Annotated in this window: 22 protein-coding genes and 2 tRNA genes; 13 read left to right on the forward strand and 11 right to left on the reverse strand. The window is 54.7% G+C overall.

All coding sequences use genetic code 11. The annotated features are described in order from the left end of the window. Positions 1-160: 160 nt before the first annotated feature. Positions 161-715, reverse strand: coding sequence for a MarR family winged helix-turn-helix transcriptional regulator (locus ABJV08_RS09425; RefSeq protein WP_348039335.1), 555 nt, complete (start codon positions 713-715; stop codon positions 161-163). 135 nt (positions 716-850) lie between these two features. Between ABJV08_RS09425 and ABJV08_RS09430 the strand changes: the two genes are divergently transcribed. Further along, entirely contained in the window at positions 851-2,365 is a 1,515-nt protein-coding gene (locus ABJV08_RS09430) for a DUF2306 domain-containing protein (RefSeq protein WP_348039336.1), read from the forward strand. A 3-nt stretch (positions 2,366-2,368) separates the two neighbouring features. Here the strand turns inward: ABJV08_RS09430 and soxR are convergent, their stop codons facing one another. Beyond that, on the reverse strand, positions 2,369-2,839 hold the full coding sequence (gene soxR / locus ABJV08_RS09435) for a redox-sensitive transcriptional activator SoxR (RefSeq protein WP_348116264.1): 471 nt from the start codon (positions 2,837-2,839) through the stop codon (positions 2,369-2,371). 165 nt (positions 2,840-3,004) lie between these two features. Here soxR and ABJV08_RS09440 point away from each other — a divergent pair, with 165 nt between their 5' ends. The 3 genes from ABJV08_RS09440 to ABJV08_RS09450 are packed head-to-tail and all read left to right on the forward strand — an operon-like array spanning position 3,005 to position 4,314. Further along, positions 3,005-3,406, forward strand: a complete 402-nt coding sequence (locus ABJV08_RS09440; protein WP_348039338.1) for a VOC family protein — start codon at positions 3,005-3,007, stop codon at positions 3,404-3,406. Then, the gene (locus tag ABJV08_RS09445; protein WP_348039339.1) at positions 3,403-3,783 is read left to right on the forward strand and encodes a VOC family protein; all 381 of its coding nucleotides are present in this window, start codon (positions 3,403-3,405) and stop codon (positions 3,781-3,783) included. Before ABJV08_RS09440 ends, ABJV08_RS09445 begins: the two co-directional genes overlap by 4 nt. Before the next feature lie 30 nt (positions 3,784-3,813). Then, positions 3,814-4,314, forward strand: coding sequence for a hypothetical protein (locus ABJV08_RS09450; RefSeq protein WP_348039340.1), 501 nt, complete (start codon positions 3,814-3,816; stop codon positions 4,312-4,314). 68 nt (positions 4,315-4,382) lie between these two features. Here the strand turns inward: ABJV08_RS09450 and ABJV08_RS09455 are convergent, their stop codons facing one another. From ABJV08_RS09455 to ubiA, 4 genes are all read right to left on the reverse strand, one after another. Then, a complete protein-coding gene (locus tag ABJV08_RS09455) occupies positions 4,383-5,516 on the reverse strand; it encodes an NADH oxidase (RefSeq protein ID WP_348039341.1) in 1,134 nt (377 codons plus the stop codon). Between the two features lie 27 nt (positions 5,517-5,543). Next, the gene (locus tag ABJV08_RS09460; RefSeq protein WP_348039342.1) at positions 5,544-6,479 is read right to left on the reverse strand and encodes a nitronate monooxygenase family protein; all 936 of its coding nucleotides are present in this window, start codon (positions 6,477-6,479) and stop codon (positions 5,544-5,546) included. Between the two features lie 17 nt (positions 6,480-6,496). Next, entirely contained in the window at positions 6,497-7,513 is a 1,017-nt protein-coding gene (locus ABJV08_RS09465; protein WP_348039343.1) for an aldo/keto reductase, read from the reverse strand. Positions 7,514-7,608: 95 nt separating this feature from the next. After that, positions 7,609-8,517, reverse strand: a complete 909-nt coding sequence (ubiA, locus tag ABJV08_RS09470) for a 4-hydroxybenzoate octaprenyltransferase (protein ID WP_348039344.1) — start codon at positions 8,515-8,517, stop codon at positions 7,609-7,611. A gap of 102 nt (positions 8,518-8,619) precedes the next feature. On the opposite strand from ubiA, the gene ABJV08_RS09475 reads away from it, so the two are divergent. The 3 genes from ABJV08_RS09475 (at position 8,620) to ABJV08_RS09485 (ending at position 13,592) form a co-directional block, all read left to right on the forward strand. After that, entirely contained in the window at positions 8,620-9,381 is a 762-nt protein-coding gene (locus ABJV08_RS09475; protein WP_348039345.1) for a 16S rRNA (uracil(1498)-N(3))-methyltransferase, read from the forward strand. Between the two features lie 338 nt (positions 9,382-9,719). Continuing rightward, a complete protein-coding gene (locus tag ABJV08_RS09480) occupies positions 9,720-11,516 on the forward strand; it encodes a proprotein convertase P-domain-containing protein (protein ID WP_348039346.1) in 1,797 nt (598 codons plus the stop codon). A gap of 135 nt (positions 11,517-11,651) precedes the next feature. Further along, positions 11,652-13,592 (forward strand): hypothetical protein, encoded by a 1,941-nt coding sequence (locus ABJV08_RS09485; RefSeq protein WP_348039347.1) that lies wholly within the window; start codon positions 11,652-11,654, stop codon positions 13,590-13,592. A gap of 6 nt (positions 13,593-13,598) precedes the next feature. On the opposite strand, the gene ABJV08_RS09490 is transcribed toward ABJV08_RS09485, so the two are convergent. From ABJV08_RS09490 to ABJV08_RS09510, 5 genes are all read right to left on the reverse strand, one after another. Beyond that, positions 13,599-14,066: a YaiI/YqxD family protein gene (locus ABJV08_RS09490; protein ID WP_348039348.1), complete on the reverse strand. Its 468-nt coding sequence runs from the start codon at positions 14,064-14,066 to the stop codon at positions 13,599-13,601. An 8-nt stretch (positions 14,067-14,074) separates the two neighbouring features. Next, positions 14,075-16,051: a DEAD/DEAH box helicase gene (locus ABJV08_RS09495; protein WP_348039349.1), complete on the reverse strand. Its 1,977-nt coding sequence runs from the start codon at positions 16,049-16,051 to the stop codon at positions 14,075-14,077. Positions 16,052-16,150: 99 nt separating this feature from the next. Further along, on the reverse strand, positions 16,151-17,335 hold the full coding sequence (locus ABJV08_RS09500) for an NAD(P)/FAD-dependent oxidoreductase (RefSeq protein ID WP_348039350.1): 1,185 nt from the start codon (positions 17,333-17,335) through the stop codon (positions 16,151-16,153). Positions 17,336-17,452: 117 nt separating this feature from the next. Continuing rightward, positions 17,453-17,528 (reverse strand) — tRNA-Ala (locus tag ABJV08_RS09505). 50 nt (positions 17,529-17,578) lie between these two features. Beyond that, a complete protein-coding gene (locus tag ABJV08_RS09510) occupies positions 17,579-17,905 on the reverse strand; it encodes a TIGR02300 family protein (RefSeq protein ID WP_348039351.1) in 327 nt (108 codons plus the stop codon). Between the two features lie 183 nt (positions 17,906-18,088). Here ABJV08_RS09510 and aroA point away from each other — a divergent pair, with 183 nt between their 5' ends. The 6 genes from aroA to ABJV08_RS09540 all read left to right on the forward strand — a co-directional run bounded on the left by aroA (position 18,089) and on the right by ABJV08_RS09540 (position 22,941). Continuing rightward, complete coding sequence (gene aroA / locus ABJV08_RS09515) at positions 18,089-19,435, forward strand: 3-phosphoshikimate 1-carboxyvinyltransferase (RefSeq protein ID WP_348039352.1); 1,347 nt, start codon at positions 18,089-18,091, stop codon at positions 19,433-19,435. Further along, positions 19,435-19,695 carry a hypothetical protein gene (locus tag ABJV08_RS09520; protein ID WP_348039353.1) on the forward strand — a complete coding sequence of 87 codons (261 nt, stop codon included), beginning with the start codon at positions 19,435-19,437 and terminating at the stop codon, positions 19,693-19,695. The genes aroA and ABJV08_RS09520 overlap by 1 nt, the downstream gene beginning before the upstream one ends. After that, positions 19,692-20,336 carry a (d)CMP kinase gene (cmk, locus tag ABJV08_RS09525; RefSeq protein WP_348039354.1) on the forward strand — a complete coding sequence of 215 codons (645 nt, stop codon included), beginning with the start codon at positions 19,692-19,694 and terminating at the stop codon, positions 20,334-20,336. The genes ABJV08_RS09520 and cmk overlap by 4 nt, the downstream gene beginning before the upstream one ends. A 208-nt stretch (positions 20,337-20,544) precedes the next feature. Next, positions 20,545-22,248 (forward strand): 30S ribosomal protein S1, encoded by a 1,704-nt coding sequence (gene rpsA, locus ABJV08_RS09530; RefSeq protein ID WP_348039355.1) that lies wholly within the window; start codon positions 20,545-20,547, stop codon positions 22,246-22,248. A 228-nt stretch (positions 22,249-22,476) separates the two neighbouring features. Then, positions 22,477-22,758 (forward strand): integration host factor subunit beta, encoded by a 282-nt coding sequence (locus ABJV08_RS09535; protein WP_348039356.1) that lies wholly within the window; start codon positions 22,477-22,479, stop codon positions 22,756-22,758. Between the two features lie 97 nt (positions 22,759-22,855). Next, positions 22,856-22,941 (forward strand) — tRNA-Leu (locus ABJV08_RS09540). Positions 22,942-23,185 lie beyond the last annotated feature (244 nt).

The following is a 23,185-nucleotide window of genomic DNA, read 5'->3' on the forward strand; positions in this document are numbered from 1 at the left end:
GCGGTCTATGCATTGTCTCCGCCAAAGCCATCGGAAGCTGACATAAAAGACAGCAGATGCAGGAGAAGTCCTGATGCTGGTGGATCCTGCGCCCAAAAAAAGTCCAGTCGATCTGCCAGAGAAGCAATAACATGTTCGCGGAAAACTGCGCCTTAGGAACCTAAGAATCACCCAAGCGTAATTCAGGACCGGGTTCGGATTCCAGCGCTTCCAGATTCACGAGAAACCGCTGAATAAGGCTGCACAATTGCTCAACTTCCTCTGGAGCAAATCCCGAGAGAAGCTTTTGCTGATTGTCGAGCGACGCCTGCAATATCTTGTCGTGCATTTCGCGACCCGCCTCGGTTAGGCGCCAGCCGCGGCTACGCCCATTGGCATGCAATTCCCCGGCTATGGCCAGTTTTCTTTTAGCCAGCCGATGCAGGCATCGACTAACCTGCCCTTTGTCTACAACGATTGTCTTGGACGCGCGCGCCGCCGTGATGCCGGGCTGTTGTGCGAGCATGAACAGCATGCGCCAATCCACGGACCCAAGATCATTCTGCTCCTGAAAAAAGGCTGCGGCAGCACCGGTGAAACGGTTTGCGGCAAAGGACAGCAACGCCAGGGGACTGCGCGAGAGGCTGATCGTTTGCATCAGTTCGCCCGTTTTCTGGTCTTCAACGTCCGACAGGAACATCGTCGAGGGCAATATATCTTCCGGTGGAGGCGCCATGATTTTTGCTATCCGCTTTGATTGCAGGAAACAAGAGATTAGCCAATAATGTTGCAGTTACAACTTAATGTTGTTTTTGCAACATTAAGTCTATATACGGGAAGAGAAGTGGGGCGGACCAATCCGGAGTAAACGATGAGAATGCAAACACGGCCATCGGCTCTGGGCTTGAACCTGATCTGGATCATCTTCGCTCTGGGCATCGCATTTTACGCGTTCATGGCAATGGAAGCTGGCAAACATACGCTGCCATCAAGCTATGATGAGAGCTATGTCGCCATATATGACAGTGTCGAGGCTAAGGGGAACGCCGGCGTCCCCTATGCGGACGTCGCGGAAGAGACTCAGCAGGCCTATCCCTATTGGAACAACTTCATGGCCGGCATAACCGGCACCTACTTTGGCTTTGGCTCCAATGGGACAACCGACCCGACCCGCTATTATGCCTCGATGACGGATCCTCAGAAATCCGTCCTGAGCCTGCATATGTTTTTGGGCGGGGCCTGTATCATCTTGGGGATATTCCAGTTTTGGCCCGGCTTCCGCAAGAGCTATCGCAAAGCCCATCGCGCCATTGGCGGGACCTATATATTGGCGGCTTATACGATGATCTTCGCCAGCATCTATCATCTGCTGCACACGGGCGTTGCCGATACGTTTCAGGGGTTCACATTCTACATTCAACTGTGGTTCCTGGTGATCAGCACCCTGGTCACGCAGACACTGGCGATCTACTTCATCAAGAAACGCAATTTCGCGCTCCATTTCGGCTTTCAGCTTTACACATTTGTCGCCTTCATCAATGCGCCAATACAGCGTTTGGACTGGATCATATTCGGATCGATTTACCCGCACCTGACACACGGAGAGGTCAACAACCTGGTCAATATCCTGACCTTCTGGCAAAGCCTGCTGGTTGGTTATCTGATTTTCGCATGGAACCGGGCCGCTTCACCGGTCAGATCCAAGCCCATAGCAATCATTCCGCCCAGCCGCCCGCTTTCCGTCGCTGTCACGGTCTTGACGGCAATGGGCGTGATCTCCGCCGTGGCACAATATATGATCTTTCCGGGACTGGGCAGCTGGTCGGTAGCCAGCAGCATCGTGCCTGCCAGCACATTGGCCGCCGACTTGGCATTATTTGATGGCAAAACCTTGCAAAACATCATCTTCACCGCCGCGATCTGCACCGCAATGGTCTCCGGTGTTTGGCTGATGATCCGCGATGAGAAATCGACACACGCACGCAACGCTTTTTATAGCAGCTCGCTATTGGCGGGTGTTTTCCAAATCTATTGGGGACTGCAACTGGGCGAACCGAGCATGGCCGTAACCTCTGGTGGCGGATTTTATTTGGTGTCCGGCATATCCATGATTGCCTTTCCCTCAATCGCACTGCTGTTCCAATATTTGGGGCGGGAACATCTCTGGCATGAAGTGATGGTCTTTGCCTCCAACTTCGCCTTCGCTCCGGTCATACTCCTGTGGATGCATGCGCTTTGGTATGCTCTGGACGTTATTCCGCCGCAATATCTTGATGTCGGCCACGGCTATATATTGGCAGCGGGCGGCGCGATTTTGGGCCCCACGTTCACCGGCTTTTTCCTGCTGTTCAACAGCCGCGAGACTCGCTCCCGCCAAATCAGCTGAAGCTCAATCCTCCAGGACCAGTCTTGGCCCCGGCCCCTTCAGTCCGGCCCGGTCCTCTGGATTATAGAGCGCGCATTTCTTCAGGCTGAGACAGCCGCATCCGATGCAGCCATCCAGCCGGTCGCGGGTCCTTTCGAGTTCCGCGATCCGGGCCTCGATCACCTTGCGCATCGCCTTGCTGATCCGGGTCCAGTCGGCCTGTGTCGGGGTTCGGCCATGGGGTAGCCTGACCAGCAGGCCTTCAATCTCGCCGATACTCAGGCCCAGTTGCTGGGCGATCAGGACGAAGCTGAGCCGGCGGATGTCCGAGCGCAGGAACCGCCGCTGGCCACCGGCGGAGCGGAAGGGTTCGACCAGCCCCTTTTCCTCATAGAAGCGAATGGCAGAGACCGAGAGGCCGGTACGGCTGGCAAGCGCGCCGATGGTCAGGGCTTTGGTTTCGGACATATTCATCTCCAAGTCTCTCCCCTCCATGGCTGCGCAATGGGCGAGAAAATTATAGCTTGACCTCAACTTAACTTGAGGTTGTACGAATCGCAAGCATGGAGAATTGGTAAGCTCCAAAGGCCGGTCGCGAGACGGCAAACATGCTTCCAATCCTTCCAGTGAACCGATGCCGGAACAACAAGGAATTTGGATATGAAGCTCAATCAAGTCACCGTCGGATGCATCGATTATGACCGGTCCGTGGCCTTTTACCGCCAATTGGGCCTCACCCAGATTGTGGATGCGCCGCCCCGCTATGCACGGTTCGAGACGCCAAGCGGAGAAACCTTTTCGCTGCACAGGGTCGACAAGATCGGGCCACAAACGACCATGATCTATTTCGAATGCGACAATCTCGACGCAACCGTCGCGCGACTGGAAAACGAGGGCATCGCCTTTGACATAGAGCCGACCGACCAGAGCTGGGGCTGGCGCGAAGCGCGGCTTCATGACCCGGCGGACAACCCGCTCTGCCTGTTTTACGGCGGCGAAAATCGCCGCTTTCCGCCCTGGCGGATCGACCATTCAACCAAGGAGAAAGGAAATGAAAAATGACTCAAGGACAATTGGAACATGCGAACATCACGGTCAGCGATCCGCACAGGAGCGCCGCCCTGCTAAGCGATCTATTTGGCTGGCATATCCGGTGGGAGGGGCCATCAATGTCGGATGGCCATACGATCCACATCGGGACTGACACCCATTATGTCGCGCTCTACACCAACCCGGAGGTGCGTGCCGCAGGGGCCGGTTTCAACAAGGGCCAGCCGATGAACCATATCGGCGTGACGGTCGATGATCTGGATGCGGTCGAACCAAAGGTGGTGGCCGCTGGGTTAAAACCGTTCAACCATGATGATTATGATCCGGGGCGACGCTTCTATTTTTTCGACTGGGACGGCATAGAGTGGGAGGTGGTGAGCTATGGGTGACACCAACCCGTTTGCGCGTTAGAAAATGCTATGACCGATGATATCCTGATCTCCTCCTGCCAGTGCGGTAAAGTGCGCTGTCAGGGCATCGGGCAGCCGATCATCAGCGGTGTCTGTTACTGTGATGACTGTCAGGCGGGAGCCAAGCTGCTGGAGGTGCTGGATGGCGCGTCAAAGGTCACCGAAGAGGATGACGGCACTCACTATCTAACCTATCGCGACGATCGGTTTCGCTGCATCGAAGGCGGCGAATTGTTGCAAGCATACCAGCATTCACTCAACGCGCGGACCCGGCGCATGGTCGCATCCTGCTGCAACACGGCGATGTTTCTGAAATTTTCGAAAGGGCATTGGACGTCATCTTATGCCAAGCGTTTTACCGGAGATATCCCTGCGGTTGAAATGCGGACACAGACACAATTTCGGAATTCGGACCTGCCCCTGCCCGATGATGCGCCAAGCTATCGCACATTTGGTTTACGGCTGTTTTGGCGGCTGTTCACATCGCGCATTGCGATGCTAACTGGGTGATCGATATCACCCATCATGCTCAAACTGGTTCAGCATGATGGGTGACAATATTCTTCTGATGAAAATCGCTACAGGCTAGGATTAACCAGCACCTTCTCGCCGGTCGCCTTCTTCTCATAGCCTTTGGCAATGTCCGGATCGATCATGTCCATCAGGCTGATCTCGCTGCTATATTCGCTGTTAAAAATGCCGTTCCGCTCTGCGACGGTGTACATGCGCATTTCGATCATCCGTTCCATGCCGACTTTCTCAAGATGCGGGGTCAGCAACCAGCCACCAACGCCCCAATAGAGGCCGAGACCGCCGCCGAGGATGGTTTCGCCGGTGTCGAGACGGCCATAGATATAGACCTGCTTGTTGACGGTGGAGCCATAGACGCTGAATTCAGCGCCGCGCACTGCGGCGGCTTTTTCCATCGCGGTGAGAATGTAGCTCGCCATTTTGCCGCCGCCAATCGCATCAAAGCCCAATGTCGCGCCAGTTTCCGCCAGAGCCGCGATCAGCAGCTCCATGAAATCGTCTTTGCTGCTGTCAATCACATGGGTCAGGCCAATGTCGGTAAGGATCTTCTTCTGTGCATCATTGCGGACGATGGCGACCAATGGCACGCCTTCCTTGATGCAAAGCTTGGCAAGCATCTGGCCGAGGTTGGACGCCGCGGCGGTGTGGACCAGACCTTCATGCCCTTCGGCACGCATGGTGTTCAGGAAGCCCTGTACGGTCATCGGATTGACGAACAAGGAAGCGCCTTCCTTGGCCGGCGCGCCTTCAGGAAGCGGTACGCACATCGCGGCCGGCATCACCCGATGGGTGCGGTACATTTCGCCGCCAACGATGGTGACGGTCTTGCCCATCAAGGCTTGTGCTGCATCGGAAGAACCGGCGGCAACCACAGTACCCGCGCCTTCGTTACCGGCAGCAAGCTTTTTGCCCGCACGGCCTTTGAAGAAAGGCTGCATAGCAGGTTCAACATCCGCAACCAGCGCAGGATGACCATCAACCGTTTCGCTGCGCACGCTGTCCATATTGGCGGCAGCGGTCAGCAAGCCAAGATCGGATGGATTGATTGGCACGGCTTCCAATTGCACGACGACTTCATGATCTTTCGGCTCCGGCACGGCATAAGGTTCGATCGACAAGATCGATTTTCCGTCTTCGGTAACGGTCGTGAACAATTGCTTTGCATCGGGAAATTGACTCATTGGAAATTCCTCTTTCTTTGTATGTTTCTAGAAATTCTTGGCGGCGTTCAGCGCGCCCAATCGTTCGGTGATTTCAAAAAATTCGGTCACCGTTTCATCGATAATCTGTTTGGCAGTTTTCACCTTGTCAATCAAACCGGAAGATTGTCCGGCAAGACCAACGGACGCTTCCATATCGCCACCAAAATAGACATCCATTATGCCTTTGAACGTGTCCGGCGGCATCAGGCCGTCTTCGTAAATTTTTGCTGTCCGTTCGGTCTTCAACGCACGGATACAGGGTGATGCTTTTTTGTTGAGAATATAAGTGCCGGTTTCCTTGGCATCCAATATCGCTTGCTTGTAATTATGGTGCACCGGGCTTTCTGCGCTGGACACAAAACGCGTGCCCATCTGCACGGCTTCCGCGCCCAGAGCAAAGGCCGCCGCCATGCCCTTGCCATCTGCGATCCCGCCCGCTGCGACCATCGGAATATCCGTCTGCCTGCGGATGGCCTGCAGCAGAACCAAGGTGGACACTTCTTCCGGATTTTTGAAACCACCGCCTTCGGCGCCTTCGACAACCAGACCATCGACGCCCGCTTCCACGCAGCCCATTGCCGCCGCAACGGTCGGCACAGCATGATAGACGACGATACCGGCCTCTTGCAGCGGTCCGACAAATTTGCGCGGGCTGCCCGCGGATGTTGTTACGAATTTGACGCCGGATTCACAGACTCGGGTCAGGATCGCCGGGTCTTTCAGAAACATGATAGGCAGGTTCACGCCAAAAGGCGCATCGGTCAGATCCTTCATCTTGGCAATCTCGGCCATGCAATTTTCAGTCTCGCCGGAGCTGGTCTCGATGATACCAAAACCACCAGCATTGCAAACCGCCGACGCCAGCTGCGACCGCGCGATCCAGCCCATCGGAGCCTGCACGATCGGATATTTTGCGCCGCTATGCTGTAGAAATCTATTCACCTGTCATTCCTTTTACATCACCCCATCGGGTACATGATTTCCCGACTGATCTTGTAGATGCGCTTCATCATCTCGGGGCTAAGCTCCAGATCGGAAGCAGCGAAAATATCGGGCAATTGGTCGGTATGAGTCGCGCCAACGATAGTCGATGCCACAAAATCATGTTGCTTGGACCAGGCGGTTGCCAACGTTACCGGCGCAACGCCAAGCTCATCAGCAATGGCCATGAAGCGCTTGGTCGATTCCTCCGACTTGGCATTAACGAAACGCTCTGCCATCTTCTTTTGCCGGCCGCCCATGTTGAGATAGGCAGAGAAACGCGCGCCGTCCGGAGTCGCACCGTCATTATATTTGCCCGACAGCGCGCCGCCCGCCAGAGGCGAATAAGGTATCAGACTGACCCCTTCCTCGCGGCATACCTGCGCCAGTTCATCCTCGAACCGGCGGTTGTTCATGCTGAAATTATTCTGGATGGTGCAATAGCGGGTAACGCCCAGCCGCTCGGAGGCCTCTAAAGACTTCATCAACCCCCAGCTGGTTTCATTGGAACAGCCAATGGCGCGAATCTTTCCTTTGCGGATTTCCTCGTCCAGCACTTCCATGGTTTCATCATAGGCGGTGCCATGATCGGGCCAGTGGGTCTGGTATAGATCGATATAGTCGGTCTGGAGCCGCTTGAGACTGGCATCCAGCGCCCTCACGATATTGTGCCGGTCCATGGCGGTCATGCCGGCCCGCTGCGAGGATTCGATCCAGCCATGGCTCGGGCCGGATACTTTGGTGGCGATGATCAGACTGTCGCGATCCTTGTCCTTCATCCAGCGGCCAACAATCTTCTCGGTCTCCCCTGCCCACTCCCGTTTCGGGGGCACAGGGTAGTTTTCTGCTGTGTCGAAAAAATTGACGCCGGCATCAACCGAAGCGTCCATGATTTTGCGCGACATCGCCTCATCGGCACCGCTGCCAAAAGTCATCGTGCCCATGCAAATGTCGGAAACATATATCGGGCTTTTGCCCAAGCGGCGTTTTTTCATCGATGAAGCTCCGGGTCATGGGAATCAGAATTAACTGTGCGGTTAACTGCCACAATCCTGATAAGTTGCAAGGGGCAATGTAAACCCTTTGGCGACTAGCCAGCCTGTCCGAGAACCAGACATGCCAGAAACATCAGAAAACCGGCGAAGCGATTGGACCGGAATTTGTTGAGCGCATCCTCTCCGTCACTGCTTTTCAACGTCGTAACCTGCCAAAGCAGTTGCAGACCAATAGGGGCCAGAGCCAAAAGACCAAGCCATTGCGGTCGCAACATCCAGAAGGCCAAAGCCCAGCTGCTGAGTGCAATCATGTAAAAGCCCAGCACCCCGAAGCGCACATTGTCGCCCAGACGCAGCGCGCTGGAGCGGATACCGACCAAGGCGTCGTCCTCCAGATCCTGAAGCGCGTATATCGTGTCATATCCGATCACCCAGAAGATCGAGCCGAGGTACAGCAAGCCCATCGCCCAGTGAAACTGCGGTTCGATCGCCAGCCAGCCGACCAGCGCTCCCCAGCTGAATACCAACCCCAACCATGCCTGCGGCCACCAGGTGATCCGCTTCATGAACGGATAGGCGGCAACCAAGGCGAGACTACCGAGCGCCACGATCTTCGCTGTCCCGTTGATCTGGAACCAAACCAGCAGGCCGATCAGACATAAGATTCCCAGCCATATCCAGGCCGCTTTCAAAGACGTCGCACCGCTCGCCAACGGGCGGGAGCGGGTTCGTTCAACCTTGCGGTCGAGATTGCGGTCGACAATGTCATTATAGACGCAACCGGCTCCGCGCATCACAATCGCGCCGAGCAGCAGCCAGACCAGCAAGTCCCATCGCTCGACTGCCCCGCCAGCAAAGGCAATGCTCCAAGCGCAGGGCCAATATAGCAGCCACCAACCGATCGGGCGATCAAAGCGGGCAAGCAGCGCATAAGGCCGAGCCACCGAGGGCAACAGGCCAATGATGCCCTTATGTTCGGAATCGGGAACGATATTTTGAGTCATGCGATAGCTATATCCATTCAAGTCAGGCCTGTCGAAGCCCATATGGGCTTTACCGTAAAACGCCCTTCGACAAGCCCAAGGGGAATGGTTATATCCCGATATATGCCAGCGACACCCGCCTATCCACCGCGCAGCGCCCCACGCCTTTTTGTCGATGCCGAACTTTCGGATGGCGCTGAAATCCGGCTGGATGGCAGCCATGCGCATTATCTGCTCAAGGTCATGCGGATCAAGCAAGGGAATCCGGTGAAGCTGTTCGATGACCGGACCGGCGAATATCTTGCCCATGTCACGGCATTGGGCAAACGCGACCTGATCTTGTTGGTGGACGGGAAAACGAGGAAGCGGGAAGCGGTTCCGGATCTTTGGCTTTGCACCGCGCCGATCAAAAAGGACCGGTTTAGCTGGATCGCCGAAAAGGCAACCGAACTGGGCGTTGCCAAGATCATTCCCGTACAAACCGACCGCACACAGGGTCAGACCATCAAGTTCGAAAAGCTCCGCGCCCATATGGTGGAGGCGGCAGAACAATGCGAGCGGACATCCTTGCCGATACTCGACCCGTTGATTGGTCTGGCGCAATTGCTCGCCGATTGGCCGACAGACCGCCACCTGTTCTTCGCCGACGAGCGCATCCATGAAACCGGCGAGGGCAGCTTTCGCAAAGCCCTGGTCGCCCATGAAGGCCCCGCCGCCATATTGATTGGACCGGAAGGCGGATTCAGCGATCAGGAAAATGCCGCCATTCGCGCTTTGCCCCAAGCGGTTCCGATTTCACTGGGCCCTAGAATTTTGCGCGCTGATACCGCCGTCGTCGCGGCAGTCAGCATATGGATGGCTGGACGCGGTGATTGGACCGCATAAAACCACCAACTAGCGCTATTTTTCAAGCCTTTATGCTGCGATTAGAAACATGTGTAAAATCTTGTTTTCTATAAAGCTAGGCGTTTGATTTAGGCATATTTTAACCATTATCTTCTAGTGCCCGGCGAATGAATTGGGGCCAGACTTTCATCACCGATAGAGCATCAAACTTCGCTAGCAATGCGTTGCTACGCTGCGCCGTGCTGCTTGCATTGATGCTTGCCGCATTCCTGCCATCTGCAGCCCATGCGCAAACAACACAATATACCAATTCGACTGATTCTGCCGTAGGTGGAATCAACGATGGAGCGACAGCTTGTTCTCCAGGAAATTATTTTGTGCGAACATTTGCAGTCGGCACCAGCTATACGGTTTCTGACGTTAACATTGGTGTGCTTTTGGCGCACACTTGGCGTGCCGATCTTAGGATGTGGTTATCATCTCCTGCCGGAACCCGCATACAAATCGTCAACAGCAATGGCGGAAGTGCAGACAATTTCAATGTGCTGCTCGATAGCGCCATAGGGACTTCTGTCAGCACCCATAGTGCAAATGACACCGCCACTGCTGGCACCGTTGTTCCCGGCTATCAAAGGGATTTTGCGCCGGTAAGTTCGCTCAATGCATTCAATGGAGAAAGCTCGACAGGCGCGGGCCAATGGACCTTGGAAATATGCGATGATGCTGGAGGTGATTCAGGCACATTCTATCAAGCAGACCTGTTCTTGTCTCAAGTACCAACCAATTATGCCGATCTTTCCGTGACAAAAACGGTAAGCAATGCAACCCCAACCAGTGGCGCCGCAATCCAATATGTGGTCTCGCTCAACAACGCGGCCTCATCCCCTCAAACCGCCACCGGTGTCGTTGTAAGCGATTTGCTGCCACTCGGCTTGACCTATACCAGCCACACGGTCTCTGCTGGCGGTGGAACATATACTTTAGGCACTGGCATTTGGGCTGTGCCATCAATCGCACCAAACCAGACCAGAACCCTGACGATCAATGCGACAGTCAGCGCAACCGCCGGTGCAACCATAACCAATGTCGCCGAAGTTACGGCTTCATCCCATTCTGACATCGATTCGACAGTCAACAACGGTGCGACGGGGGAAGATGACTATGCTGCGCGAAGCTTAACCGTTGCCGGCACCCGAGTTGCAGGCGTTCCGCCAAATTTAAGTGTGATTTGTGGTCCAAACACCCCGATTGTGTTTGATTGGGATGGGAAAGCTTGGACAGCGGGGACGACAAACAACAATTATACAATCACCGGCTTGGGCTTGATCAACTACGCTCTCACCACCGATGTTGCCTTTGTAACGGGAAGCCCGGCTATCAATGCAACGAACACCGGTGGCAATGGTGCAGGCCAGCAATCGCTATTTCTCAACATGAACAACAGCAGCGTATTCGATGTATCCACAACAGTTCTCACCCTACCCACTGCCGTTCCTGGCATGCAATTCACCATGTTCGACATCGATTTCGGGGCTGGGCAATGGGCAGACAAAGTGACCGTTACTGGATCATTTAACGGCGCGACGGTTATTCCGACTCTGACGAACAATACGGCCAATTATGTGATCGGCAATACCGCGATTGGGGACGGCTCCTCGAGCGGTGATCAAGTCTTTGGCAATGTCGTCGTAACCTTCTCATCGCCGGTAGACACGGTAACGATTGTCTATGGCAATCATACCACCGCGCCAACCAATCCCGGCAACCAGTTTATGAACATTTATGACTTTAGCTATTGCTCCCCGGCGACAAATTTGAGTGTCACCAAAATCAGTCAGGTTGTCAGCGACCCCGTCAGCGGCACAACAAATCCCAAAGCCATTCCAGGCGCTGTCCTGCAATATTGCATATTGGTTGCCAATGCTGGCAGCGCGACCGTGACATCGGTTTCCGCAACAGACAATATTCCAGGCAATGTCACATATACGGCTGCCTCAATGAAAAGCGGTGCCAATTGCGGTTCTGCCGCCACGGTCGAAGATGATGATGCCACGGGAGCCGATGAAAATGACCCCTTTGGCGCATCGATAAGCGGCACATCTCTGGTAGCAACCGCGGCAACATTAGGACCTGCAGATGCATATGCCCTGACCTTTCAGGTAACCGTCGATTGATGCGTTCGGAGAAGAAGTTCTGAACATTTTGATGAAAAATCGATGTAAAATATCGTCTGTCGCTTAGTTATCAACAAGTTAGCAGACCGGCAGTTTTAACGATTTTTCACTTTAATCTGTTATTTTTTTTCGGTTATGTGGGAAAAGACAGTATTTTACTGGGGCATTGCGCTCGCCGTCATCGGATTGTCGGCGGTGACTGCGCTTGCCGATTTGCGAACGCCTGCACCGCCTGGATGGTATGATCCCGATGGCGTCTCGACGGGTCAGGATTGGCACTATCGCGTGCCGGTGACGCTACCCGCCACATCGACCGTAAACAGCACCGCCAAAATCGATGTCAACTTCTCTACGCTGATGACCCAATTGGGGATCAGCGGAACATTTGATGTCAATTCGGTCCGCGTGGTTCGCCCCAATGGTGCGCTCGCAACCACGCAAGAATATACTGATCGGGTTTTTGGCGACAGCACCGATGCAGCCGGCAACGACCGAGGCGAGATAAAGTGGATTGTGCAGGATGGCGGCGCCCAAACCTATTATGTCTATTTTGATATCATCCAGAACGGCGCGAAAACGGCCAATCCGCAGGCCCCGATTAACGCCAATTTTGAGCGTTCTACCACTGGACAAGAAGACCCGACCGGCTGGGCCGGGACGGCGCAACCCAACTATGATGCCGAAGTCAGGCCCAATGAGAATGTGAACGTTGTGGACAATACAACCGTCAACACCAACGGAAACGCGAACACGGGCGACTTTTCCTATCTGATCGGATCGCGAACCAATGCCGATGGCAACGGCACCGATCGCGCGGTTCTGACCCGGACCTTCACGGTTCCCGTAACCAATCCCGGGAATGTCACGGTCCGTTGGAAAGCACAGGGTTGGGATAGTTCGGCAAATGGTTCCAACCGTTGGGACTTTTTGCGAATTGAGGTGGTTGGCGGAACCACAACAGAGATTGTCGGGCCAACCGCAGGTAATTATGCCACCCGTCCGTTCAGCCCTAATTTCGGGACAGGTGGCCAAAATGGAACCAACTCCGGTTACGGACCATATAACGGCTGGGACTTAACGACAGCGGGCACTCACACGGCTGGCATGACCGTGACTAGCGGCAGCGAACCTTGGTGGGAATTTTCGCAATCCCTGGCTAGCTTTGCAGGACAAACCGTCACAATCCGCTTTTCGTCAAACCATGCCTCTTCGTTCCGCAGCTGGTTCATGGTCGATGATCTGGAATGGTCTGTTGTCGATGGCACATTGGGCACGCCCGAAGCCTTTGGCGTGGTGACAACATCACCAGCAGATGCCAGCGTCTTCGCACCCGGCCAGGCTTTGTCCATCAGCGCTCAAGTCGATGCGGCACCAACCGCTTCAACCAATCCGGTCACGGCCAATGTCTATGACCAGACCGGCACCTTGGTCGCGTCCAACATCATTTTATACAATGATGGCACGCACGGCGATGCCACGGCAGGAGACGCAATCTGGACCAATGACAACAGCGTGCCCGCCCAGCCGACCTATACGATTCCGCTGGGGACCGTAACCAGCACCGGATGGATTGTCCGGATTTTCGCTAAGGATGCAAGCAACAGCACCATCGGTGCACAGAATGGACTGGCGCATCGCAATGGACTGCCTGTGCCTGAGATCGAAGCCAATTACTGGAACATTGACGAGATTCTCTTCGACGTCACCCGCGCGAATGTGAGCGTCACCAAAATCAGTCAGGTGCTCAATGATCCGATCAGTGGCGGAATCAATCCGAAGGCCATTCCCGGTGCGACCGTTCAATATTGTATTTTGATTTCAAACAGCGCTGGTCCCATCGCGACGTCATTGTCTGCCACAGACACTATTCCGGGGAATGTGACCTATGTTGCAGGTTCCATGCGCAGTGGCGCCAATTGCGGCACAGCGGCCACGCCCGAGGATGACAATGCTATCGGTGCAGACGAAGGCGACCCTTATGGTGCATCGGCGAGCGGATCAGCAGTTTCGATTTCTGCTGCTTCCTTGGCCGCGCCCGACAGTTTTGCGGTGACTTTTCAGGTCACGGTGGATTAGCACAGGCTAGCCTGCGCGCTTTAATCGCACCAATATTTCATCCAGAGAAGACAGAAAGCGGGAACGATCCGCTTTGCTGAACGGCGGTGGTCCGCCAATATTTTCTGTCCCCATGCCGGCGCGCAAATCGGCCATGATCGCCCGCGTTGCGACGGCGGCTCCGATGGAGTCCGCGGTAAAGGGTTTGCCATTGGATGCGATCACCGCTGCTCCGGCCTTCACGCAACGATCCGCCAGCAAAATGTCTGACGTGATCACGATAGTGCGCGGACCGGTTCGTTCGGCAATATAATCATCGGCTGCGTCAAAGGCATCGCTGACGACAACCCTGCTGATAAGAGGATGGACCGGCACCCGAAACGGACTGTTGCTGACGATGACCACCGCCACCGCATGGCGATCGGCCACACGGTAGATTTCTTCCTTCACCGGACAGGCGTCCGCATCCACCAGGATCTGAATAGCACCCGACATCGATCGGATCAGTCGGATTTGGGTCCGCTAGGCTTCGAACCTTCAAACGGGCGTTTTCCGCGATGCGGCTTTTTACCGCCACCACCGAAACCGTCTTTGGATCCAGATTTGCGGCCCCCTTTAAAGTCGGATTTCTTTTTGAATCCACCGTCAAATTCGCGCTTCGGTGCGCCACCGTCAGAGCCGCTTTCGCCGTCAGGCTTGCGCTTCTGATATGGTTTCCCGCCGCCGGATTTATCACCAAATTTCTTGTCACCGAACTTCTTGTTCTTGCCGAATTTCTTGCCGCCATATTTTGCACTGGCGTTGCTGTAGTCGCGCTTGCCCCGTGCATTGTCGCCGCGGCCACCCTTGCGGTTGCGCTTGGCTTGATCGCGAGGTTTGCCTTCAAACTGGGTGATTGTGATATCGTCGGTATCATCCCCACCCGTTTCTCTTTTCTCAGCAATTGCAGCGGTAAACTTTGCAACCACCCGACGCGGAATTTCGAACAAGGTGTCGTCACCATTGATCCGGATCGCACCAATTTCATTCTTGGTGATATGACCTCGGCGACACAGAACCGGCAAGAGCCAACGCGCATCCGCACGCTGATTGTGGCCGACATTCATCTTGAACCATACTGTATCCTCAAAGCCGGGACGTGGACCGCCAGGAGCGGGTTGAGATTGCGCCCCGCGATCGAGCATCTGTTCTGGAGCAGGCATTTTTGCACGATGAGACTGCACCAGCATGGCCGCAATTTCTTCCGGCGTTTTTTCCGCCATCAAACGCTTTGCCAGTTCCAGATCATCTTCATCAATCTCGACCGGCTGCAACAATGTTTCGATCAAACGCTCTGCGTCATTTTTGCGAATGTCGGCGCGTGTCGGTGCGTCTCTCCATTCGGCATTGATTTTCGCGCCGCGAAGCATGGATTCAACCCGTTTGCGCCGCTGATAAGGCACGATGACAACCGCTGTACCCTTTTTACCAGCACGCCCCGTACGACCGGACCGATGCTGCAATGTCTCTGCATCGCGCGGTATTTCAACGTGAACCACCAAACTCAATGTCGGCAAGTCCAATCCACGAGCCGCAACGTCGGTAGCGACACAGACGCGCGCGCGTTTGCTCCGCAAGGCCTGCATCGCCTGATTGCGTTCGCTCTGGGTATGTTCGCCCGACAGCGCCACCGCGCTAAAACCGCGGTCAACCAGACTGGCGTGCAAGCGACGGACCGCCTCGCGTGTGCCACAGAAGAGCATTGCCGATTCTGCTTCATGAAAGCGCAGCAAATTGACCACCGCATTCTCGGTATCGGCAGGAGCGACCGTGATCGCCTGATAGGCAATATCGCCATGGCCGCGATCTTCGCCGACCGTGGAGATACGCAGCGCATCATTCTGATAGCGTTTGGCTAGATTGATAATCGGTTTCGGAATAGTCGCAGAGAATAGCAATGTCCGCCGTTCTTCGCCGGTTGCATCCAGAATTTCTTCAAGATCTTCGCGAAAGCCCATGTCGAGCATTTCATCCGCTTCATCGAGCACGGCCGCCCGGAGGTTTTTGAGGTCGAGCGCTCCGCGTTCCAGATGGTCACGCAACCGGCCTGGAGTCCCGACAATGACATGCGCGCCACGGCGCAACTGACGCCGCTCTTTCGATGCATCCATACCGCCAACACAGGTAGCGATCTGTGCGCCGGCAGGCTGATAGAGCCATGTCAGCTCTCGACTCACCTGCAAGGCAAGTTCACGAGTCGGCGCAATCACCAATGCCAGTGGCTCGACCAGAAACGGGAAACGCCCGTTATCATCGAGCAATTGTGGCGCCATCGCCAAACCAAAGGCTACGGTTTTACCAGAACCGGTTTGAGCCGACACGATAAGATCGCGGCCTTCCGCTTTCGGTTCAAGCACAGCCGCCTGAACGGGTGTAGGCTTAGCATATTCGCGCGCCGTGAGCGCCTCAGCGAGAAGCGGAGAGATTTTGGAGAAAGGCATAATGTTTGAATTCCGTGGCAAAAGTGAAAGCCGCGCGGAAATGCCAATCGCCTGCGGATTATGAAGAATATGATGTTGTTAAAGGGTCCGTTCCGGGGATCATATTGCCTTACCGGCAGCATGGCCACTTGCCCAAGCCCATTGAAAATTATAGCCACCGAGCCAGCCGGTAACGTCAACCGCTTCGCCAATAGCATAAAAACCGGGCACTTGCCTAGCTTCCATATTTTTGGATGAAAGATCCGCTGTGCTGATCCCTCCGGCCGTCACCTCGGCCTTGGCGAAGCCTTCGGTCCCGTTGGGCATGAAGCGCCAATGGGACAAGCGTCGGGCCGCTTCATCTAGCTTCTTATCGGTTAGATTTCCCAATTCCCCTTCAAGCGCGATCCGTTCGATCAAAGTCTCCGTCAATCGCGCTGGAAGATGGGCATTTATCGCCTTTTTCAATGATAGCCGGGGCAATTGCTTCTTCGCCTGACGGAGCCAATCATCCGGCAAATCGGGCAGGAAATCAATTTCCACCGCCTCCCCATGTTGCCAATAAGACGAAATCTGCAGGATGGCAGGGCCTGACAATCCCTTGTGGGTAAACAGCGCCGCTTCCCGAAACGCTGTCTTTCCGCATCCCGCGTTTACCGGGGCGGATACACCAGACAGAGATCGGAACAGGGTTTCTTCTCCCCCCAGAGTCAGCGGAACCAGCGCCGGCCGAGGTTCCACTATCTTTAATCCAAATTGCCGTGCCAGATCATAAGCGAATCCTGTCGCCCCCATTTTCGGGATGGATGGCCCGCCCGTGGCGACAACCAACGAAGGTGCGAAGGCAGTCTGCCCGCCATATTCTACCCGATAGCGTCCATCGCTGTTGCTGATATCGGAAATTGCTTTCCCGAACGACATCGTGACCGAATCAGCCGGGCATTCTTGCATCAGCATGTCTACAATCTGCCGCGCGGAACCGTCACAGAACAACTGCCCCAAGGTCTTTTCGTGCCAGTCGATATGATAACGATCGACCAGTCCGACAAAATCACTCGCCGAATAACGACTCAGGGCCGACTTCGCGAAATGCTTATTTTGCGACAGATAGCGGTCTGGCACAGTACCACTATTGGTAAAATTGCAGCGCCCGCCACCCGATATCAGGATTTTTTTACCGGGCTCATCTGCGTGATCGATGAGCAAGATCTTGCGGCCGCGCTGTCCGGCAACAGCGGCACACATCAGACCGGCACCGCCTGCACCGAGGATGATCGCGTCATAATGGGCTGGGAGATTGGACATGGGCTATCGGAAACTCACGAAAAGAGGTTTCGCGAGTACCGCCCGCTTCGGACCCGTCGCTTACGTTCGGGAACTTTTCGGTCGCCCGTCCGCCGGACGGGCTGTTTTCCGAAAAATTGGTGGAGCCTAGCGGGATCGAACCGCTGACCTCTTCGCTGCCAGCGAAGCGCTCTCCCAGCTGAGCTAAGGCCCCATTTGAGGAGCGCGTTTAATCTAGACGCGCTCCAAAATGCAAATCAAAAATTAGGTTTCGTCGCGCTCGTCGTCGCCCTTGCCTTTGCTGACGCCCAAATCGTCGTCTCCGCCGAGGTCAACTTCATTGTCAGGGGACGGCTCATCATCATCGATGTTGATGTCCAAATCATCATCGTCGACGGTATCCGCTTCCTTCTTGGCGTCTTTCTTAGGCGCAGCTTCGAAAGGCAAAGGCTGCTTGGACTTCAGAACCGCTTCCGGCACAAAGCTTTCCCCGCATTCAACGCAGGTTGCCGGGTCTTCTTTGCCCAGATCGTAAAAGCGTGTTCCACATTTTGGGCATGTGCGTTTTGTGCCCCATTCCGGTTTAACCATGGCTGGTGTCCAAATCCTGTCTAAATCAAGTCGTTTATAGGTAAGTCTGCAAAGCGGCCATACAAGCTTAGTTGAAATCAGCCGCGAAATCCGGCGCGCCTTGCCATAGCTTTGCAGCGCTGTCAAAAGCCGTTTGATATTCCTGCACGAATCATTTGTGCGTTCCGCTAATAAAGCTCTGTCATGACCAGTAACTCTCAAACGCCAGCAACGTTCAAACCGTCTGGCCCGCTCGCCGGTAAAATCTCCGTTCCCGGAGACAAATCCATTTCGCATCGGGCCTTGATATTCTCCGCGCTCGCCGTTGGCAAAAGCCAGATCACCGGCCTTCTGGAGGGCGAAGACGTCCTCGCAACTGCCGACGCCCTGCGCGCAATGGGGGTAAAAATTGACAAAAAAGGCGATGCCTGGACCGTATATGGCGTCGGAGTCGGTGGCTTGATGCAGCCGACCAATGCTCTCGACATGGGCAATAGCGGAACATCGACCCGCTTGCTGATGGGATTGATCGCATCGCATGGAATCAGTGCGACGTTCACCGGAGACGCTAGCCTATCCAAACGGCCAATGGGTCGGGTGATAGAACCGCTATCGCAAATGGGCGCGGATATTCGAGCCAGAGAAACCTCGGACCATAAAGCATGCTTGCCGCTTTCTGTGACCGGCACTTGCCCCGCAGTCCCTCTTGAATATCGCCTGCCTGTGGCCTCGGCGCAGGTCAAATCGGCGATCCTGTTGGCAGGGCTCAACACGCCGGGCATTACCCGGATCATAGAACCGGTGCTGACGCGTGATCATAGCGAAACCATGCTCAAAGGCTTTGGTGCCGACATCACGGTAGAAACAAATGCCGAAGGAAGCCGAGTCATATCTCTAACCGGCGAAGCCGAGCTCATGCCACAAAAGATCAAAGTGCCGGGCGATCCGTCTTCTGCCGCTTTCCTTGCGGTCGCGGCCTTGATCGTGCCGGGGTCGGATATCATCATCGAAAATGTCGGAATCAATCCGACCCGCGCCGGCCTGTATGAAATATTGCAGCAGATGGGCGGCGATATCAGTTTTGAGAATGATCGAACGGTTGGCGGCGAGCCAGTGGCAGATATCCATATCAAACATAGCGCGCTAACCGGCATCGACGTGCCCGCCAATATCGCGCCCAGCATGATTGATGAATTTCCGATATTATTTGTGGCAGCAGCCATCGCCAACGGCACAACCAAAACACGTGGCCTGCATGAGTTGCGGGTCAAGGAGTCCGACCGACTCTCGCAAATGGCAAAAGGCCTTGAATTGCTCGGCGTAGAATTAACCGAGAAGGAAGACGGCCTGATTATCGAAGGTAGCGGCGGCAAGCCGCTCTCCGGCGGTCGAACCAAACATGCGATCGAGACCGCTCTCGATCATCGCATTGCCATGAGTTTCGCGGTCGCCGGGCTAGCGACAAAATCAGGCCTGACGATTGACGATATTGCGCCAGTGCAAACCAGTTTCCCGGGCTTTAGTGACCTTTTGACCAGACTGGCATCCTGATGATGAGTGGATTCCTGGCCAATATCATCGGCATAATCGGCAGTATATTGATCGTCTCCGCTTATGCCTATAACGTCTATGCAAAAGCGGTTAACGCCTTCATTTACAATGGCACAAACTTGCTGGGCGCGCTTTTATTAACCCTCTCTCTGATGGTCCACTTCAATCTCGCGTCATTCCTTCTGGAAATAGTCTGGATCATCATCGCCGTCGGCGGTCTTTGGAAAGCCTATCAGAACCATGCGAGGCAACAACCATGATCATCGCTGTTGATGGCCCAACCGCTTCTGGCAAAGGCACAATCTCCAAGGAGTTGGCCAAGCATTTCAACCTACCCTTTCTGGATACCGGCCTGCTGTATAGGGCAGTCGGCTGGACACTCCGGGAGCAAGGCGGAGATTCTGCAAATGCTATTGATGCATTGGCTGCCTGTACTTTTGATAGCGCGCTGCTCAACAACCCCGGCCTGCGCAGCGAAATCGTCGGCGGCTTGGCCAGCCGCGTCTCCGTCCACCCGGAAGTTCGACGGGCGCTCGACAAACGTCAGAAAGACTTTGCCTCCCAGCCCGCGGGCGCGGTTCTGGACGGACGCGATATCGGAACCGTCATCGCACCAAATGCCGATGTCAAACTGTTCGTAACGGCTTCATCAGAGGCGCGCGCGGTGCGGCGTTTTGAAGAGATGAAGCGACGCAAAGAACCCGCCAATTTTGATGATATTCTGGCCGACATTTTGAAACGCGACGAGCGCGACCAAAATCGCGATACAGCGCCGCTCAAGCCCGCAAAAGATGCAGACTTGCTTGATACCACCGATTTGACTATAGACGCCGCCATTCAGCAGGCGATTGCCTTGGTGAATGCGAAGAAAAGCAGCCGGCAACACAAAGATCCGGCATAGCAGACAAATGATGTGCAAGACGGATTGGTAAGGAACCGGTTCGGCTTTGGCGCAGCTTTTGGCATTTGTGCTTAGCCTCGCATCCACCAAATATCGGTAGTTTTCTGAAGGATGCGGCGGTCACATGGGGTGGCTGCGGCAATTTTGGTCCAAGACCGGCGGAACCAACCGCCTGGCCAGACAAATTGACTATCAAGGATTAAACCATATGGCCTCAACGGCATTTCCAACCCGCGACGATTTCGCGGCAATGTTAAACGAATCACTCGGTGGCGAAGACCAAGGCTTTGAAGGCCGCGTCGTCAAAGGCACCGTAACCGGCATCGAAAATGACATGGCTGTCATCGATGTAGGATTGAAATCAGAAGGCCGTGTAGCGCTGCGCGAATTCGCCGCTCCCGGTCAGAAAGCCGAAATTTCTGTTGGTGACGAAGTCGAAGTCTATGTCGACCGCATCGAGAATGTAAATGGCGAAGCCATGCTGTCCCGCGATCGCGCACGCCGCGAAGCGAGCTGGGACAAGCTTGAAAAAGAATATGACGAAGGCAATCGCGTCGAAGGTGTTATCTTCGGCCGCGTCAAAGGTGGCTTCACGGTTGACCTTGATGGTGCCGTAGCCTTCCTGCCCGGCAGCCAGGTCGACGTCCGTCCTGTACGCGACGTCACACCATTGATGGACATTGCCCAGCCCTTCCAGATCCTCAAGATGGATCGCAAGCGTGGCAATATTGTTGTTTCACGTCGCGCCATTCTTGAAGAAACCCGTGCCGAACAGCGCAGCGGACTTATTGAGTCCTTGGCTGAAGGTCAGGTTACCGAAGGCGTCGTCAAGAACATCACCGACTATGGTGCGTTCGTTGACCTCGGCGGCATTGATGGCCTGCTCCATGTTACCGATCTCAGCTACAAGCGGGTCAACCACCCGAATGAAATGATCAACATCGGCGACACGCTGAAAGTCCAGATCATCAAGATCAACAAAGACACCCAGCGCATCTCGCTTGGTATGAAACAGCTGGAAAGCGATCCTTGGGACAGCGCGACCGAGAAATATGCCGTGGGCACCAAGCTCAACGGCTCGGTTACCAACATCACCGAATATGGTGCTTTCGTGGAACTGGAAGCGGGCATCGAAGGCCTCGTCCATGTTTCCGAAATGAGCTGGACCAAGAAGAACGTTCATCCCGGTAAAATCGTTTCCACATCCCAGGAAGTGGAAGTCATTGTTCTGGAAGTCGACACCGAGAAGCGTCGCATTTCCTTGGGTCTGAAACAGGCTCAGTCTAACCCTTGGACCGACTTTGCGGATACGCATCCCGTTGGCGCCACTGTGGAAGGCGAAGTCAAGAACGCTACCGAATTCGGTCTGTTCATCGGCCTTGAAGGCGATGTCGACGGCATGGTTCACATGTCAGACATTGCTTGGGGCATTTCCGGCGAAGACGCGCTCAACCTCCACCATAAGGGTGAACAGGTAAAAGCAATCGTTCTCGACATCGATGTCGACAAAGAACGTATTTCTCTGGGCATGAAACAGCTTGAAAAAGGTGCACCTGCAATGGGCGGCGCTGATACCGGCGGGCTCAAAAAAGGTTCTGTTGCTACCGTCACCGTACTCGAAGTGCGCGATGGCGGCCTCGAAGTCCAAATGGGCGACGACGGCGCAACCGGCTTCATCAAACGCAACGATTTGGGCCGTGATCGGGACGAGCAACGTCCAGATCGCTTCCAGGTTGGCCAGAAATTGGACGCTATGATCACCGGCTTCGACCGTTCGAAGAAACCGAACTTCTCGATCAAAGCGCATCAGCTGGCAGAAGAGAAGCAGGCTGTGGAACAATTTGGTTCGACCGATTCAGGCGCGAGCCTCGGCGACATCTTGGGCGCTGCGCTTAAAAAGAAGGAAGAATAGTTCTTCCATAACAATACGGTATGTCGGAAAAGCCCGCCCCTTGCTTGGGGTGGGCTTTTTCTTTGCGACGACCAGTTTCGTAGCGGAATTTTACATTTCTACCAACGCCATTGAAAATAGGCACAATTTCTGCCATCTATAGATGTATAGAAGAAGCAGACCTCCATGCTTCCAGCGTCTCTGCTACATTGAGTCGCTGGATCAACTGAGAATCGGAAAGGCGCACCGATGATACGTTCTGAACTATTAGAGAAACTCGCTGAAGAAAATCCGGAGTTGAAACCGGATGAAATTGAAAAAATTGTCGATCTGTTCTTCAACCAGATCAGCCAGAAGCTTGCTGACGGTGGCCGGGTTGAACTACGCGGCTTTGGGGCCTTTTCGACACGTGAGCGCAAGCCGCGCGTCGGCCGCAACCCCCGAACAGGTGAATCGGTAGAGGTTCCCGCCAAACGGGTGCCCTATTTCAAGCCGGGCAAAGAAATCCGCGAGCGCCTCAACAAAGGCTGAAATCGAAAATTTTTTATGCATAAAGTGCCTATGCACTTGACCGCACGCGCGCAATAATGCTTGTCGCTAGTCTCCGACGAAAGTTGGAGCTACCGGTGCGGACGTGGCGAAATGGTAGACGCAGCAGACTTAAAATCTGCTATCCGAATGGGTGTGCGGGTTCGAGTCCCGCCGTCCGCACCAGTTTTATGGCCACAGGCTTTTGTAACAATATGAGTGTTGCATCAAATCAACATCTCGGGTTCGGGACCCCCCACAAAGCCTACCGGCCCTTAACTCTCAAAACACGCATAAATCAGCCAATAAATGTATCATAGTGCAAAGAATTGACGCCACGGTTCACAAAAGGGAATCAGCTGCTATAAGGCCCCAGATTTGAAGGCCGGGTTCGCAGGGGACAGTTTTTTCGGCTTTGCAATGGGTTCGA

This window comes from Parasphingorhabdus sp. (assembly GCF_039982395.1).
GTDB lineage: Bacteria > Pseudomonadota > Alphaproteobacteria > Sphingomonadales > Sphingomonadaceae > Parasphingorhabdus.